Source organism: Ruegeria sp., from assembly GCF_965243365.1.
Taxonomy (GTDB): Bacteria; Pseudomonadota; Alphaproteobacteria; order Rhodobacterales; family Rhodobacteraceae; genus Ruegeria.
In genome coordinates this window covers 1,013,056-1,027,886 of sequence record NZ_CBDEUW010000002.1, presented here as the reverse complement: position 1 = coordinate 1,027,886, position 14,831 = coordinate 1,013,056, and the positions used below count along the sequence as shown (strand labels likewise).

Annotated in this window: 11 protein-coding genes; 9 read left to right on the top strand and 2 right to left on the bottom strand. The window is 57.4% G+C overall.

Annotated elements, in window-relative coordinates; translation table 11 throughout:
* The first annotated feature begins 2 nt into the window (after positions 1-2).
* The 3 genes from ccoS (at position 3) to nusG (ending at position 1,153) form a co-directional block, all read left to right on the top strand.
* Complete coding sequence (ccoS, locus tag ACP0GE_RS08800) at positions 3-161, top strand: cbb3-type cytochrome oxidase assembly protein CcoS (protein ID WP_424831576.1); 159 nt, start codon at positions 3-5, stop codon at positions 159-161.
* A gap of 68 nt (positions 162-229) precedes the next feature.
* Positions 230-427: a preprotein translocase subunit SecE gene (secE, locus tag ACP0GE_RS08795; protein ID WP_170350969.1), complete on the top strand. Its 198-nt coding sequence runs from the start codon at positions 230-232 to the stop codon at positions 425-427.
* A 192-nt stretch (positions 428-619) separates the two neighbouring features.
* A complete protein-coding gene (gene nusG / locus ACP0GE_RS08790) occupies positions 620-1,153 on the top strand; it encodes a transcription termination/antitermination protein NusG (protein ID WP_170533167.1) in 534 nt (177 codons plus the stop codon).
* 46 nt (positions 1,154-1,199) lie between these two features.
* Here nusG and ACP0GE_RS08785 read toward each other — a convergent pair whose 3' ends face one another.
* Positions 1,200-2,387 carry an adenylate/guanylate cyclase domain-containing protein gene (locus ACP0GE_RS08785; protein ID WP_424831575.1) on the bottom strand — a complete coding sequence of 396 codons (1,188 nt, stop codon included), beginning with the start codon at positions 2,385-2,387 and terminating at the stop codon, positions 1,200-1,202.
* Positions 2,388-2,657: 270 nt separating this feature from the next.
* On the opposite strand from ACP0GE_RS08785, the gene rplK reads away from it, so the two are divergent.
* Complete coding sequence (gene rplK / locus ACP0GE_RS08780) at positions 2,658-3,107, top strand: 50S ribosomal protein L11 (protein WP_010440985.1); 450 nt, start codon at positions 2,658-2,660, stop codon at positions 3,105-3,107.
* A 1-nt stretch (position 3,108) separates the two neighbouring features.
* Positions 3,109-3,807 carry a 50S ribosomal protein L1 gene (rplA, locus tag ACP0GE_RS08775; protein WP_424831574.1) on the top strand — a complete coding sequence of 233 codons (699 nt, stop codon included), beginning with the start codon at positions 3,109-3,111 and terminating at the stop codon, positions 3,805-3,807.
* 181 nt (positions 3,808-3,988) lie between these two features.
* On the opposite strand, the gene ACP0GE_RS08770 is transcribed toward rplA, so the two are convergent.
* Positions 3,989-4,591, bottom strand: coding sequence for a hypothetical protein (locus tag ACP0GE_RS08770; protein WP_424831573.1), 603 nt, complete (start codon positions 4,589-4,591; stop codon positions 3,989-3,991).
* A 558-nt stretch (positions 4,592-5,149) separates the two neighbouring features.
* On the opposite strand from ACP0GE_RS08770, the gene rplJ reads away from it, so the two are divergent.
* The 4 genes from rplJ (at position 5,150) to rpoC (ending at position 14,802) form a co-directional block, all read left to right on the top strand.
* Complete coding sequence (gene rplJ, locus ACP0GE_RS08765) at positions 5,150-5,668, top strand: 50S ribosomal protein L10 (protein ID WP_170427359.1); 519 nt, start codon at positions 5,150-5,152, stop codon at positions 5,666-5,668.
* 80 nt (positions 5,669-5,748) lie between these two features.
* Positions 5,749-6,123, top strand: a complete 375-nt coding sequence (gene rplL / locus ACP0GE_RS08760) for a 50S ribosomal protein L7/L12 (protein WP_424831572.1) — start codon at positions 5,749-5,751, stop codon at positions 6,121-6,123.
* Between the two features lie 250 nt (positions 6,124-6,373).
* A complete protein-coding gene (gene rpoB, locus ACP0GE_RS08755; RefSeq protein WP_424831571.1) occupies positions 6,374-10,510 on the top strand; it encodes a DNA-directed RNA polymerase subunit beta in 4,137 nt (1,378 codons plus the stop codon).
* 50 nt (positions 10,511-10,560) lie between these two features.
* On the top strand, positions 10,561-14,802 hold the full coding sequence (gene rpoC / locus ACP0GE_RS08750) for a DNA-directed RNA polymerase subunit beta' (protein WP_424831570.1): 4,242 nt from the start codon (positions 10,561-10,563) through the stop codon (positions 14,800-14,802).
* Positions 14,803-14,831: the final 29 nt, after the last annotated feature.

The following is a 14,831-nucleotide window of genomic DNA, read 5'->3' as shown; positions in this document are numbered from 1 at the left end:
TAATGGAAGTTCTGGCCTATCTGATCCCGATTTCCCTGCTTTTGGGCGGTGTCGGGCTGGTCGCGTTCATTTATACGGTCCGGTCCAACCAGTATGACGACCCCGAGGGCGACTCGCGCCGCATCCTGAGCGATGAATGGGACGACAAGCCCAAGCCCTGACCGCCCTTGAAATTGCCGCAATGCCCGGTTATGTCCGGCCCATCCGCTAGCAGAGAGAACAAAGCCAAATGGCAACTATGAATCCGATCCAGTTCATTCAGCAGGTCCGTGCCGAAGTCGCAAAGGTCGTCTGGCCCACCCGGCGCGAGGTTCTGTTGACCACCGTCATGGTGTTTATCATGGCGGCATTGACTGCGGTGTTCTTTGCGCTGGTCGATCTGGGCATTCGCGGTGGTCTGCAACTGATACTCGGTGCGTTCAGCTAAGGCGGTTCGGGCAGGTGTAATCGCCACTGCCCCCTTGCACAGCACGCGATGTCAGAGTAGGTGACGTGACTATTCGGAATGGGCGTGCGGCGAATCAGGCTGCGCGCCGCTTTTTATTCCGGGTGACGCAATTGGATTTCAACGCGGGGCGCGCGCTCAGCCGCTCCAACGGTAAACAAGGACGACAGGTTCATGGCGAAACGGTGGTACTCGGTCAGCGTTCTTTCGAATTTCGAAAAGAAGATCGCAGAACAGATCCGCACGTCGGTGGCTGAACAGGGCCTTGAGGACGATATCGACGAAGTTCTGGTGCCCACCGAAGAGGTGATCGAAGTGCGCCGGGGCAAGAAGGTCACCACCGAGCGCCGCTTTATGCCCGGTTACGTGTTGGTGCATATGGAAATGTCGGATCAGGGCTATCATCTGATCAACTCGATCAACCGCGTCACCGGTTTCCTGGGTCCGCAGGGACGCCCGATGCCGATGCGCGACGCCGAAGTGAACCAGATCCTCAACCGCGTTCAGGAAGGTGAAGAAGCGCCCAAGCTGATGATCACCTTCGAGGTTGGCGAGAAGGTCAAGGTCAACGACGGCCCGTTCGAGGATTTCGACGGCATGGTCGAAGGCGTGGACGACGAAGCGCAGAAGCTGAAGGTTTCGGTCTCGATCTTTGGTCGTGAAACCCCGGTCGAGCTGGACTTTACGCAGGTGACCAAGCAGAGCTGAACGGTTTTTCAGAAACGTTTCAAAAAAGGTGCCTCCGGGCACCTTTTTACGTTTGGGGGCTTAGCAACTGCCAGATGGTTTGATCCGCGCCAAATCCTTTGAGCGAAACGGTTCCAGCCTCTCCGCAATGTTCGGGTAGAATCGCTGCAGCTGCCTCTGACATGACATTGTCGCAATCTAACTCGGTTGCGGCTGTCAGCAATCGGGCCGTAAGATTTACATCCGGACCAATCGCGGTGAAATCCAGACGATCTCCGCCACCGATATTCCCATAGTGAAAACGACCATGATGCAGGGCGGTCCGAATACCAATCTTATGCTCGAACTCTGCAGCGGCCAATGCGTCTTGCCCCTCAAGCACCGCAGACACCGCGGCTCTGAGCTGGGTTTCGGTGTCCAGTTTTTCTTTAACAGGAAAGATCGCAAAGAAACCGTCTCCCATGAATTTCAGTATTTCACCACCATGCGCCATCACGGCGGGGACCAGACAGTCAAAGGTGTCATTCAGAAGGTTCACCAACGCATCACCCGAAACTGAATTCGAAAGACGGGTAAAACCTTTCAGGTCGGCAAAGAGAATTACGGCCTCGATCTCTCCTCCATCGCCGCGATGCACTTTGCCGTCCAGAATATGTGCGCCGCTATTTCGCCCGACATAGGTTGACAGAAGATAGGTCGCATCGAGCCGCAGCATATACGTTTCCGTCAGACGGGCGAGCGGTTTGCGGACCCGATCCAAAATCGCGACATCCTGATCCGAGAAGCCGCCCGGTGTTGCGCTGGACCACGTGCAGACATGAGTGTCGCCATTGATGTAGATCAGCGGTTGCGCAACGTAATCGGTGAACCCTTGTTCGCGCAATTCCCCGACGATGATGTAATCTTCAGGGCAGTTTGGATCCTCCAGATGGCGGCGGATGGTCTGCTTGCGTTCAATTACGTGAGGCAGAGGGTTATCCGTGTAGATCGCCGTCGAAAACAGCTGAGACGGAGCATCGACCCGGTCCACGTCTTCACCCATCTTCCAGATAAAGCGACGGCCCGTCAGGTTAGGGTGCATCGTCCAGATGAACAGGCCAAACCGGTCAATGGGCACCCCTGCATCCAGAAGGCGCGTGCAAATGCCCTCGATGATATCAACCGCGTTTGCGGCCGGGCGCGCACCGTCGATCATCCAGTCGATCAGGGCATCGATCTTGGCCTGCTGCTCGGTCGGATTGAGGGGCGGCTGCATCTCAGAGTTTTCTCGGGTTAGTGTTTGCGATGTTGTCTGCACTTCGCAATACCGTGCCTGTGTTCCGCTTTTGTCGCAAGCATGGCGCGAGGTGCGATGAGTTTAAATGCGAAAACACTTGCCATTCGCTGTTTGGCCTAGTAAGGCGCAGCTCTGTCGCTGAAAGCGGCATTCCCTGTGGGAGGCGAGGTGCGCGCGCGTATCGGATCGAACCACATCACACATATCTCGAAGATCGCGATCTTTCGAGAGTTGAGAAAGGAAAACCAAATGGCCAAGAAGCTTGCTGGTACAATGAAGCTGCAGGTTCCTGCAGGTCAGGCGAACCCGTCGCCGCCAGTTGGTCCGGCGCTGGGTCAGCGCGGCATCAACATCATGGAATTCTGCAAGGCGTTCAACGCCAAGACCGCAGACATGGAGCCCGGTGCTCCGTGCCCGACCGTGATCACCTACTATCAGGACAAGTCCTTCACCATGGACATCAAGACGCCGCCCGCGTCTTATTACCTGAAAAAAGCGGCTGGTCTGAAGCCGGTTGGCAAGCGTAACCGTCCCCGTGGCGCGGAGAACCCAGGTCGTGAGACCGTGGCAACCGTGACCTCGAAGCAGGTTCGTGAAATCGCCGAAGCCAAAATGAAAGATCTGAACGCCAACGACGTCGAAGGCGCAATGCAGATCATCCTGGGCTCGGCCCGCTCTATGGGCATCGAGGTTAAGTAAGATGGCAAAACTCGGTAAACGTACCCGCGCTGCGCGCGAAGCTGTCGCCGGCAAGGAAAACCTGTCGGTTGAAGAAGCTGTTGCCCTGGTCAAAGCCAACGCAACTTCGAAATTTGACGAGACCATCGAACTGGCGCTGAACCTGGGCGTTGACACCCGTCACGCGGACCAGATGGTTCGCGGTGTTGTCGGCCTGCCGAACGGCACCGGCAAAGCGATGCGCGTTGCTGTTTTTGCTCGTGGCCCCAAGGCTGACGAAGCAAAAGAAGCAGGCGCAGATATCGTTGGTGCAGAGGACCTGATGGAAACCGTTCAGGGCGGCACCATCGAGTTCGATCGCTGCATTGCCACCCCGGACATGATGCCGATCGTCGGTCGTCTGGGTAAGGTTCTGGGCCCCCGCAACCTGATGCCGAACCCCAAGGTTGGCACCGTAACCATGGACGTGAAAGCGGCCGTGGAAGCAGCCAAAGGTGGTGAAGTTCAGTTCAAGGCGGAAAAAGGCGGCGTTGTGCACGCCGGTGTTGGCAAAGCGTCGTTCGACGAAGCCAAGCTGGTCGAAAACGTCCGTGCCTTTATCTCGGCTGTTGCGAAAGCCAAGCCGTCGGGCGCCAAAGGCACCTACATGAAGAAAATCGCTCTGAGCTCGACCATGGGCCCGGGTGTGACTCTGGATGTGGCGGCTGCTGCGGGCGAGTAAGCCTTAGCGCATAGCTGCTAAGAATTGGTCCCGGGTGGTGCGAACTGCCCGGGATTTTTTTGACTGTTGGGTCAATTGTCGGCTTCGAGCTCTCTTTGACTAATGCTGCGCTTTGCAGGAATGGCGGCTTTATTCCTTTCTTGTCTCGTGGGGTTCCTACGCAACGTCTCCGAGGACGTCGCTAGCAGTCGACATTCTGTCCACCTCCACCGTTTCCACCGCTGCGAAGCCTGACTTCAGCGGCGTACAACAGAGGATTGGAGTTTATCTGTCCAACGCCAGAATTCACGGGTCCACATTTTGGTCTCCCGTACGATACGTTGACGCTTTCGACCAAGTCACCGGGAGTGTCGAAAATCTGAATGTCGACCCAGGTCAGATAGAAAGGGTTTTCAAACCCGGGCGCTCCCGTGTGGCCTTCTAGGCGCACCACATAGCGTCCATTATTTGCAATCATGAATACGGCCAACGACAGATCGCCAATGGAATGAATCACGTTTTTTCCGCCGGCAGGTTGGAACCACTCAAGTGTTTGACTTAGTGGGATTGAACCGAGTCGATAGGCAGATACATTGTTCGGCAGGCTCACGAAATTGTTCTCGTCACTGAAGACTTCCTGCGGATCAAAACCAGGAGTATCAACTGGCTCTGGAACAAACTCCGAGCTTCCTCCAAAGACACCTCCGAATGTGACGGGCTGGTTTATCTCCGCGAATGCGGATTGGGCTCCCAAAGCGAAACACAAAACTATTGGTGCTAAAAATCGTCCTTGCTTCAACCTCATAAACACTCTCCTCCAACAGTGACAATCGTTAGCCTGCAACACAAAGGATTGTCAGTCAAACTATGGGTACGCTCTCTGGCATAGTTTGCCTTCGCATCTTAGGTGACGTCTCAAAGTCAGCTCTGGTAGGATGTAGAACGGGATTTTCATCCGCGAACCGGACATTTGGCTTGCACTGAGCAACGACAGCTTTGTCCGCAAAACTGTCATTCGGTCATAAGTTGGCGAGGCTTGGGAATCACGCAATCGAAATACCGCGGATCAACTCTACCATTTACCCCAATTTACCCCTTGGAAACCCCGCCTATCTGTCCTAAGTAGACCCACGGAATAAAGCGTGCGATTCGTCGTGCGCTTTATTTTGTTTCGTCCAAGACGGTGGGTGGTGTCATTCGATCCCTTAATTCCCTGCCTGAGACGGGTAAGACCAAAGAATTCTGAGGGTCCAGCCCTCGGGCGCATTTTGGCCAATCCCGTAACAACGGACCTGAACGCCGGGGTTTCGACCGCGGCAAATATGAGCCGGGGTGAGGTATCGCCCCTAACTTGGAGAGAACTGTGGATAGAGCCCAGAAAGAGAAAGTGGTCGAGGAACTCGGCCAAATCTTCGAAAGCTCTGGCGTCGTAGTGGTTGCTCACTACGCCGGTCTGACAGTTGCCGAGATGCAGGACCTTCGCGCACGTGCTCGTGACGCGGGTGGTTCCGTGCGTGTTGCCAAGAACAGGCTCGCCAAAATCGCCCTTGAGGGTAAGCCGTGTGAAAGCATGGCCGACCTGCTGACAGGGATGACCGTTCTGACCTATTCCGAGGACCCTGTGGCAGCCGCCAAAGTGGCCGAGGACTTCGCCAAAGAGAACCAAAAGTTCGAAATTCTTGGCGGTGCAATGGGTGAGAACGCTCTGGACCGCAAAGGCGTTGAAGCCGTTTCGAAAATGCCGTCGCGTGAGGAGCTTATTGCTTCGATCGTTGGCTGCATTGGCGCACCTGCTTCGAACATCGCCGGCGCGATTGGCGCACCTGCAAGCAACATCGCAAGCATCCTTTCCACCATCGAAGAGAAGGCGGAAGCTGCGTAAGCGGTTGGCACTGAATGATCTGCGTAGGGGAATGCCCCTGACGTTGGAACACACACTGTAAAACGGAAAGAGCTGATACAATGGCTGATCTGAAGAAACTGGCAGAAGAGATCGTTGGTCTGACCCTGCTGGAAGCACAAGAACTGAAAACCATCCTCAAAGACGAGTACGGCATCGAGCCCGCAGCCGGTGGCGCCGTCATGGTTGCAGCTGGTGGCGACGCCGGTGGCGCAGCTGAGGAAGAGAAAACCGAATTCGACGTCGTTCTGAAGAACGCCGGCGCTTCGAAAATCAACGTGATCAAAGAAGTTCGCGGCATCACCGGTCTTGGCCTGAAAGAAGCCAAGGAGCTGGTCGAAGCTGGCGGCAAGATCAAAGAAGGCGTGGACAAAGCCGAAGCCGAAGAGATCAAAGGCAAGCTGGAAGCAGCTGGCGCCGAGGTCGAACTGGCCTAAGCCCGTTGTCTGGTGCGTCGTTGATGCACCGCAGAATTTGGCTGGGCCCGGAGAAATCCGGGTCCAGCCGAACCTGTCTTAGAAAGGGCCTCAACTGTTGGGGTGTTTTCTAAGACACGGTTTTCGGATCGGGAGGCTGCCTTCGGGACGGTGGCCATGAATTGATCCGGACGTGTTGTCTCGATTGTGCAAGATGCCGGGGCCCGACGGTGTCTTTGCCCGCTGAGAACATCGAAAGGTGACATCTGACATGGCTCAAACGTTCCTTGGCCAGAAACGTCTTCGTAAATACTACGGCAAAATCCGCGAAGTGCTGGAAATGCCGAACCTTATTGAGGTACAGAAATCTTCTTATGATCTTTTCCTGCGCTCCGGCGATGCAGAGCAGCCCACCGATGGCGAAGGCATCAAAGGCGTGTTCCAGTCGGTTTTCCCGATCAAGGATTTCAACGAAACCTCCGTGCTGGAGTTCGTGAAATACGATCTGGAAAAACCCAAATATGACGTCGAAGAGTGCATGCAGCGCGACATGACCTACAGCGCACCGCTGAAGGTCACTCTGCGTTTGATCGTGTTTGATGTCGATGAGGACACCGGCGCGAAATCGGTCAAAGACATCAAAGAACAGGACGTGTTCATGGGCGACATGCCCCTGATGACACCGAACGGGACGTTCATCGTGAACGGCACCGAGCGTGTGATCGTGTCCCAGATGCACCGCTCGCCCGGTGTGTTTTTTGATCATGACAAGGGCAAGACCCATTCCTCGGGCAAGCTGCTGTTTGCCTGCCGCATCATCCCGTATCGCGGCAGCTGGTTGGACTTTGAGTTCGACGCCAAGGACATCGTCTTCGCCCGGATCGACCGTCGCCGTAAGCTGCCTGTGACAACCCTGCTGTATGCGCTGGGTCTGGATCAGGAAGCGATCATGGACGCGTACTACAACACCGTGTCCTACAAGCTGGACAAGAAGAAGGGCTGGGTCACGCCGTTCTTCCCCGAGCGTGCGCGCGGTACCCGTCCGACCTATGATCTGATCGACGCCAAATCCGGTGAAGTGATTGCCGAAGCGGGCAAGAAAGTCACCCCGCGCGCGGTCAAGAAGCTGATCGACGAAGGCAATGTCACTAACCTGCTGGTACCGTTCGACAACATCGTCGGCAAGTTCGTTGCCAAAGACATCATCAACGAAGAAAACGGCGCGATCTATGTCGAAGCCGGTGATGAGCTGACCCTGGAATACGACAAGGACGGCGACCTGATCGGTGGCACTGTCAAGGACCTGATGGATGCGGGCATCACCGACATCCCGGTTCTGGACATCGACAACGTCAATGTTGGCCCCTACATGCGCAACACCATGGCTCAGGACAAGAACCTGAACCGTGAAAGCGCGTTGATGGACATCTACCGCGTTATGCGTCCGGGTGAGCCGCCCACCGTCGAGGCTGCGTCGGCCCTGTTCGACACCCTGTTCTTCGACAGCGAGCGCTATGACCTGTCCGCTGTTGGCCGCGTGAAGATGAACATGCGTCTGGCTCTGGACGCGCCTGACACCCTGCGCACGCTGCGCCGCGAAGACATCGTGGCCTGCATCAAGGCGCTGGTGGAACTGCGTGACGGCAAAGGTGACGTGGACGATATCGACCACCTCGGCAACCGTCGTGTGCGTTCGGTCGGCGAACTGATGGAAAACCAGTACCGCGTTGGCCTGCTGCGCATGGAACGCGCGATCAAAGAGCGTATGTCGTCGGTCGAGATCGACACCGTCATGCCTCAGGACCTGATCAACGCGAAACCGGCTGCGGCTGCTGTGCGTGAATTCTTCGGCTCATCGCAGCTGTCGCAGTTCATGGACCAGACCAACCCGCTGTCGGAAGTTACCCACAAACGCCGTCTCTCGGCGCTTGGCCCCGGTGGTCTGACACGTGAGCGTGCGGGCTTTGAGGTGCGCGACGTACACCCGACCCATTATGGCCGGATGTGCCCGATTGAAACGCCCGAAGGTCCGAACATTGGTCTGATCAACTCGCTGGCCACCTTTGCCCGCGTAAACAAGTATGGCTTCATCGAAACACCGTACCGCGTTGTCAAAGACGCTGAGGTGACCGATGAGGTTCACTACATGTCCGCGACCGAGGAAATGCGTCACACCGTTGCGCAGGCGAACGCAACGCTGGATGCGGATGGCAAGTTCATCAACGATCTGGTGTCGACCCGTCAGGCTGGTGACTACACGCTTGCTCCGCGCGAGAATGTTGACCTGATCGACGTGTCGCCGAAACAGCTGGTTTCGGTTGCTGCTTCGCTGATCCCGTTCCTTGAAAATGACGACGCCAACCGTGCTCTGATGGGCTCGAACATGCAACGTCAGGCGGTTCCGCTACTGCGGGCCGAGGCACCGCTGGTCGGCACCGGGATCGAGGAAAAGGTTGCGATCGACTCGGGTGCTGCGATCCAGGCGAAACGCGCCGGTATTATCGACCAGGTCGATGCTCAGCGTATCGTTATCCGCGCCACCGAGGATCTGGAACTGGGCGACGCTGGCGTTGACATCTATCGTCTGCGCAAATTCCAGCGGTCGAACCAGAACACCTGCATCAACCAGCGTCCGCTGATCAAGGTGGGTGACACCGTCCAGAAGGGCGAGGTCATTGCCGATGGTCCGTCGACCGATATGGGTGAACTGGCTCTGGGTAAGAACGTGGTCGTCGCGTTCATGCCGTGGAACGGTTACAACTACGAAGACTCGATCCTGATCTCGGAACGTATCGCGCGTGACGACGTCTTTACCTCGGTCCATATCGAGGAATTCGAAGTCGCCGCCCGTGACACCAAGCTGGGCCCGGAAGAGATCACCCGCGACATCCCGAACGTCGGTGAAGAAGCGCTGCGCAACCTCGACGAGGCGGGCATCGTTTACATCGGTGCGGATGTTGAACCGGGCGATATTCTGGTCGGCAAGATCACTCCGAAGGGCGAAAGCCCGATGACCCCGGAAGAAAAGCTGCTGCGCGCCATCTTTGGTGAAAAAGCATCTGACGTGCGCGACACCTCGCTACGCGTGAAGCCGGGCGATTACGGTACGGTCGTCGAGGTCCGCGTCTTCAACCGTCACGGCGTCGAGAAAGACGAGCGTGCGCTGCAGATCGAGCGTGAGGAAGTCGAACGTCTGGCCCGTGACCGGGACGACGAGCTGGCGATCCTTGACCGCAACATCTATGCGCGTCTGCAAGGCCTGATCCTTGGTAAAACCGCTGTCAAAGGCCCGAAAGGCGTCAAGGCAGGGTCGGTGATCACCGAGGAGCTGCTGGAGACCCTGACCCGTGGTCAGTGGTGGCAGCTGGCGCTGGAAGGCGAGCAGGACGCACAGATCGTTGAGGCTCTGAACGAGCAATACGAAGTGCAAAAGCGTGCTCTGGATGCCCGTTTCGAAGACAAGGTCGAGAAAGTCCGCCGTGGCGACGACCTGCCGCCGGGTGTGATGAAGATGGTCAAAGTCTTTATCGCCGTGAAGCGTAAGCTGCAGCCGGGCGACAAGATGGCCGGTCGTCACGGGAACAAAGGTGTGATCTCCAAGGTTGTTCCGATGGAAGACATGCCGTTCCTGGCCGATGGTACGCCGGTTGACTTCTGTCTGAACCCGCTGGGTGTGCCGTCGCGTATGAACGTCGGTCAGATCCTTGAAACCCACATGGGTTGGGCCGCGCGCGGTCTGGGTCTGAACATCGATGAGGCTCTGGGTGAATACCGCCGCTCCGGCGATCTGACCCCGGTGCGCGAAGCGATGAAGCTGGCTTATGGCGAGAATGTCTACGAAGAAGGCATCACCGGTCTGGACGAGGATGGCCTGATCGAGGCTGCGGGCAATGTGACCCGCGGTGTTCCGATCGCAACCCCGGTCTTCGACGGCGCCAAAGAGGCTGACGTCAACGACGCGCTGGTGCGCGCGGGCTTCTCGGAAAGCGGTCAGTCGGTTCTGTTCGACGGTCGCACCGGTGAGCAATTCGCGCGTCCGGTGACCGTGGGCATCAAGTACCTGCTGAAACTGCACCACCTGGTGGATGACAAGATCCACGCGCGTTCGACCGGGCCGTACAGCCTGGTCACCCAGCAGCCGCTGGGTGGTAAGGCGCAGTTCGGTGGTCAGCGCTTTGGTGAGATGGAGGTCTGGGCTCTGGAAGCTTACGGCGCCGCCTACACCCTGCAAGAGATGCTCACCGTGAAATCGGATGACGTCGCCGGCCGGACCAAGGTCTATGAGTCGATCGTCAAGGGCGAGGATAACTTTGAAGCGGGCGTGCCGGAATCGTTCAACGTTCTGGTGAAAGAAGTCCGTGGCCTCGGCCTGAATATGGAACTCCTGGATGCGGAGGTTGAGGAGTAAGGGCGCTGCCCTTTCTCCCGTCCCCCCTTCCGCAAGATTTGAGGTAACAAATGAACCAGGAAATCACCAACAACCCGTTCAACCCGCTGACGCCCCCGAAGGTCTTTGACGAGATCAAGGTTTCGCTGGCGTCGCCCGAGCGGATTCTGTCTTGGTCCTATGGCGAGATCAAGAAACCCGAAACCATCAACTACCGGACGTTCAAGCCTGAACGTGACGGTCTGTTCTGCGCGCGTATCTTTGGCCCGATCAAAGATTACGAATGTCTGTGCGGCAAATATAAGCGGATGAAGTATCGCGGCGTTGTGTGCGAGAAATGCGGTGTGGAAGTCACACTGCAGAAAGTCCGCCGCGAGCGTATGGGCCACATCGAACTGGCCGCGCCCGTCGCACATATCTGGTTCCTGAAATCGCTGCCCTCCCGCATCGGTCTGATGCTGGACATGACGCTGCGTGATCTGGAACGCGTTCTTTACTTTGAAAACTACGTCGTCATCGAGCCCGGTCTGACTGACCTGACCTACGGCCAGATGCTGACCGAAGAAGAGTACATGGATGCTCAGGATGCCTATGGCATGGACGCGTTTACCGCGAATATCGGTGCCGAAGCCATCCGTGAGATGCTGGCCCAGATCGATCTGGAAGCCGAAGCCGAGCAGCTGCGCGCTGATCTGGCCGAAGCAACCGGCGAACTGAAGCCCAAGAAGATCATCAAGCGTCTGAAGGTTGTCGAAAGCTTCCTCGAGTCGGGTAATCGGCCCGAGTGGATGGTGATGACCGTGATCCCGGTCATTCCGCCGGAACTGCGTCCGCTGGTTCCGCTGGATGGTGGCCGTTTCGCGACCTCGGATCTGAACGATCTGTATCGCCGCGTCATCAACCGGAACAACCGTCTGAAGCGTCTGATCGAGCTGCGCGCGCCTGACATCATCGTCCGCAACGAAAAGCGGATGTTGCAGGAATCCGTAGATGCTCTGTTCGACAACGGCCGTCGTGGCCGCGTGATCACCGGCGCAAACAAGCGTCCGCTGAAATCGCTGTCGGACATGCTGAAAGGGAAACAGGGTCGTTTCCGCCAGAACCTTTTGGGGAAACGCGTCGACTTTTCGGGCCGCTCGGTCATCGTGACCGGCCCCGAACTGAAGCTGCACCAGTGTGGTCTGCCCAAGAAGATGGCGCTGGAGCTGTTCAAGCCGTTCATCTACTCGCGCCTTGAAGCCAAAGGTCTGTCTTCGACCGTGAAACAGGCGAAGAAACTGGTCGAGAAAGAGCGTCCCGAAGTTTGGGATATCCTCGACGAGGTGATCCGCGAACACCCTGTCATGCTGAACCGTGCGCCGACGCTGCACCGTCTTGGCATTCAGGCGTTCGAGCCGGTCCTGATCGAAGGTAAAGCCATCCAGCTGCACCCGCTGGTCTGCTCGGCCTTTAACGCCGACTTCGACGGTGACCAGATGGCTGTTCACGTCCCGCTGAGCCTTGAGGCGCAGTTGGAAGCGCGTGTTCTGATGATGTCGACGAACAACGTTCTGTCGCCTGCAAACGGCGCGCCGATCATCGTTCCTTCGCAGGATATGATCCTGGGTCTCTACTATGTGACCCTGGAACGCGAAGGCATGCCGGGTGAAGGCAAAGTCTTTGGTTCGATCGAAGAAGTTCAACACGCGCTGGACGCCGGTGAGGTGCATTTGCACTCGAAAATCACCGCGCGGATCACGCAGATCGACGACGAAGGCAACGAAGTTCAGAAGCGTTATGAAACCACTCCGGGCCGTCTGCGTCTGGGTGCCTTGCTGCCGATGAACAACAAAGCCCCGTTCGAGCTGGTCAACCGCCTGCTGCGGAAGAAAGAAGTGCAGCAGGTGATCGATACCGTCTACCGCTATTGCGGTCAGAAAGAGTCGGTTATCTTCTGTGACCAGATCATGTCGATGGGCTTCAAAGAAGCGTTCAAGGCGGGCATCTCGTTCGGTAAGGACGACATGGTTATCCCGAACGACAAGTGGGGTATCGTTGATGACACCCGTGGTCAGGTGAAGGACTTTGAACAGCAGTACATGGACGGCCTGATCACTCAGGGCGAAAAGTACAACAAAGTTGTCGATGCCTGGTCGAAGTGTAACGACCGCGTCACCGAGGCGATGATGAGCACCATCTCGGACGTTGCCAAGGCTGAAGACGGGTCTGATCAAGAGCCGAACTCGGTCTACATGATGGCCCACTCGGGTGCGCGTGGCTCGGTCACTCAGATGAAACAGCTGGGCGGTATGCGCGGCCTGATGGCCAAGCCGAACGGTGACATCATCGAAACGCCGATCATCTCGAACTTTAAAGAAGGTCTGACTGTTCTCGAGTACTTCAACTCGACCCACGGTGCCCGTAAGGGTCTGTCGGATACCGCTCTGAAGACGGCGAACTCGGGTTACCTGACCCGTCGTCTGGTGGACGTGGCGCAAGACTGTATCGTTCGTGAGATCGACTGTGGCACCGAGCGTGCGATCACAGCCGAAGCCGCTGTGAACGACGGTGAGGTTGTCGCCTCGCTGGCCGAACGTGTGCTGGGCCGTGTCGCGGCTGACGATGTTCTGCGTCCGGGCACTGATGAGGTGATCGTCGCAGCTGGTCAGCTGATCGACGAACGTATGGCTGACACCATCGATGAAGCTGGTGTTCAGTCGATGCGCATTCGCTCGCCTCTGACCTGTGAGTCCGAGGAAGGCGTCTGTGCAACCTGCTACGGTCGTGACCTTGCACGCGGCACCATGGTGAACACAGGTGAGGCTGTCGGCATCATCGCCGCCCAGTCGATCGGTGAACCCGGTACACAGTTGACCATGCGGACCTTCCACATCGGCGGTGTTGCGCAAGGTGGTCAGCAGTCGTTCCAGGAAGCCAACCAGGAAGGCGTTGTCGCGTTCGAGAACCCGCAGATCCTGGTCAATGCCGCAGGCGAAAGCCTGGTCATGGGCCGGAACATGAAGCTGGTGATCAACGACGAACACGGCGAAGAGCGGGCCAGCTTCAAGCTGGGCTACGGTTCCAAGCTGTTCGTCAAGGACGGCACCAAAGTGGCCCGTGGCGACAAGCTGTTCGAGTGGGACCCGTACACCCTGCCGATCATCGCCGAGAAAGCCGGTACTGCGAAATACGTTGACCTTGTTTCGGGCCTTGCTGTCCGCGACGAGACCGACGAAGCAACCGGTATGACCCAGAAGATCGTGATCGACTGGCGCGCCGCCCCCAAAGGCAGCGACCTGAAGCCCGAGATCATTCTGGTCGGTGAAGATGGCGAGCCGGTCCGCAACGACGCGGGCAACCCGGTTCACTATCCGATGTCGGTGGATGCGATTCTGTCGGTCGAAGACGGTCAGAAAGTCGAAGCCGGTGACGTTGTTGCGCGTATCCCGCGTGAAGGCGCCAAGACCAAGGACATCACCGGTGGTCTGCCGCGTGTGGCCGAACTGTTCGAAGCACGTCGTCCGAAAGATCACGCGATCATCGCGGAAGCCGATGGTTACGTGCGCTTCGGTCGCGACTACAAGAACAAGCGCCGCATCAGCATCGAACCGGCTGACGAGTCCATGGAGACCATCGAATACATGGTACCCAAGGGCAAGCACATCCCGGTTGCCGAAGGGGACTTCATCCAGAAGGGTGAATACTTGATGGACGGGAACCCGGCTCCGCATGACATCCTGTCCATCATGGGTGTCGAAGCGCTGGCGGATTACATGATCGACGAGGTGCAGGACGTCTATCGACTGCAGGGTGTGAAGATCAACGACAAGCACATCGAGGTCATTGTGCGTCAGATGCTGCAGAAGTGGGAGATCCTGGATTCAGGCGACACCACCCTGCTCAAAGGCGAACATGTCGACAAGCAGGAGTTCGACGCGGCCAACGAGAAGACCATCGCCCGCGGTGGTCGTCCGGCACAGGGCGAGCCGATCCTTCTGGGGATCACCAAAGCCTCGTTGCAAACGCGTTCGTTCATCTCGGCAGCGTCGTTCCAGGAAACCACGCGCGTGCTGACCGAAGCTTCGGTTCAGGGAAAGAAAGACAAGCTGGTTGGCCTGAAAGAGAACGTCATCGTTGGCCGTCTGATCCCCGCCGGTACCGGTGGTGCAACTCAGGCCGTCCGCCACATCGCGCAGTCGCGTGACAACGTGGTCATCGAAGCCCGCCGCGAAGAGGCCGAAGCCGCCGCTGCTCTGGCTGCGCCGATGTTCGACGACGATATGGTCGGAGATGAACTGGACGAATTGGTGGATACACCGGAAAGCCGCGAGTAATCTTCGCAGCTTAGAAAAAGAAGAGGCCC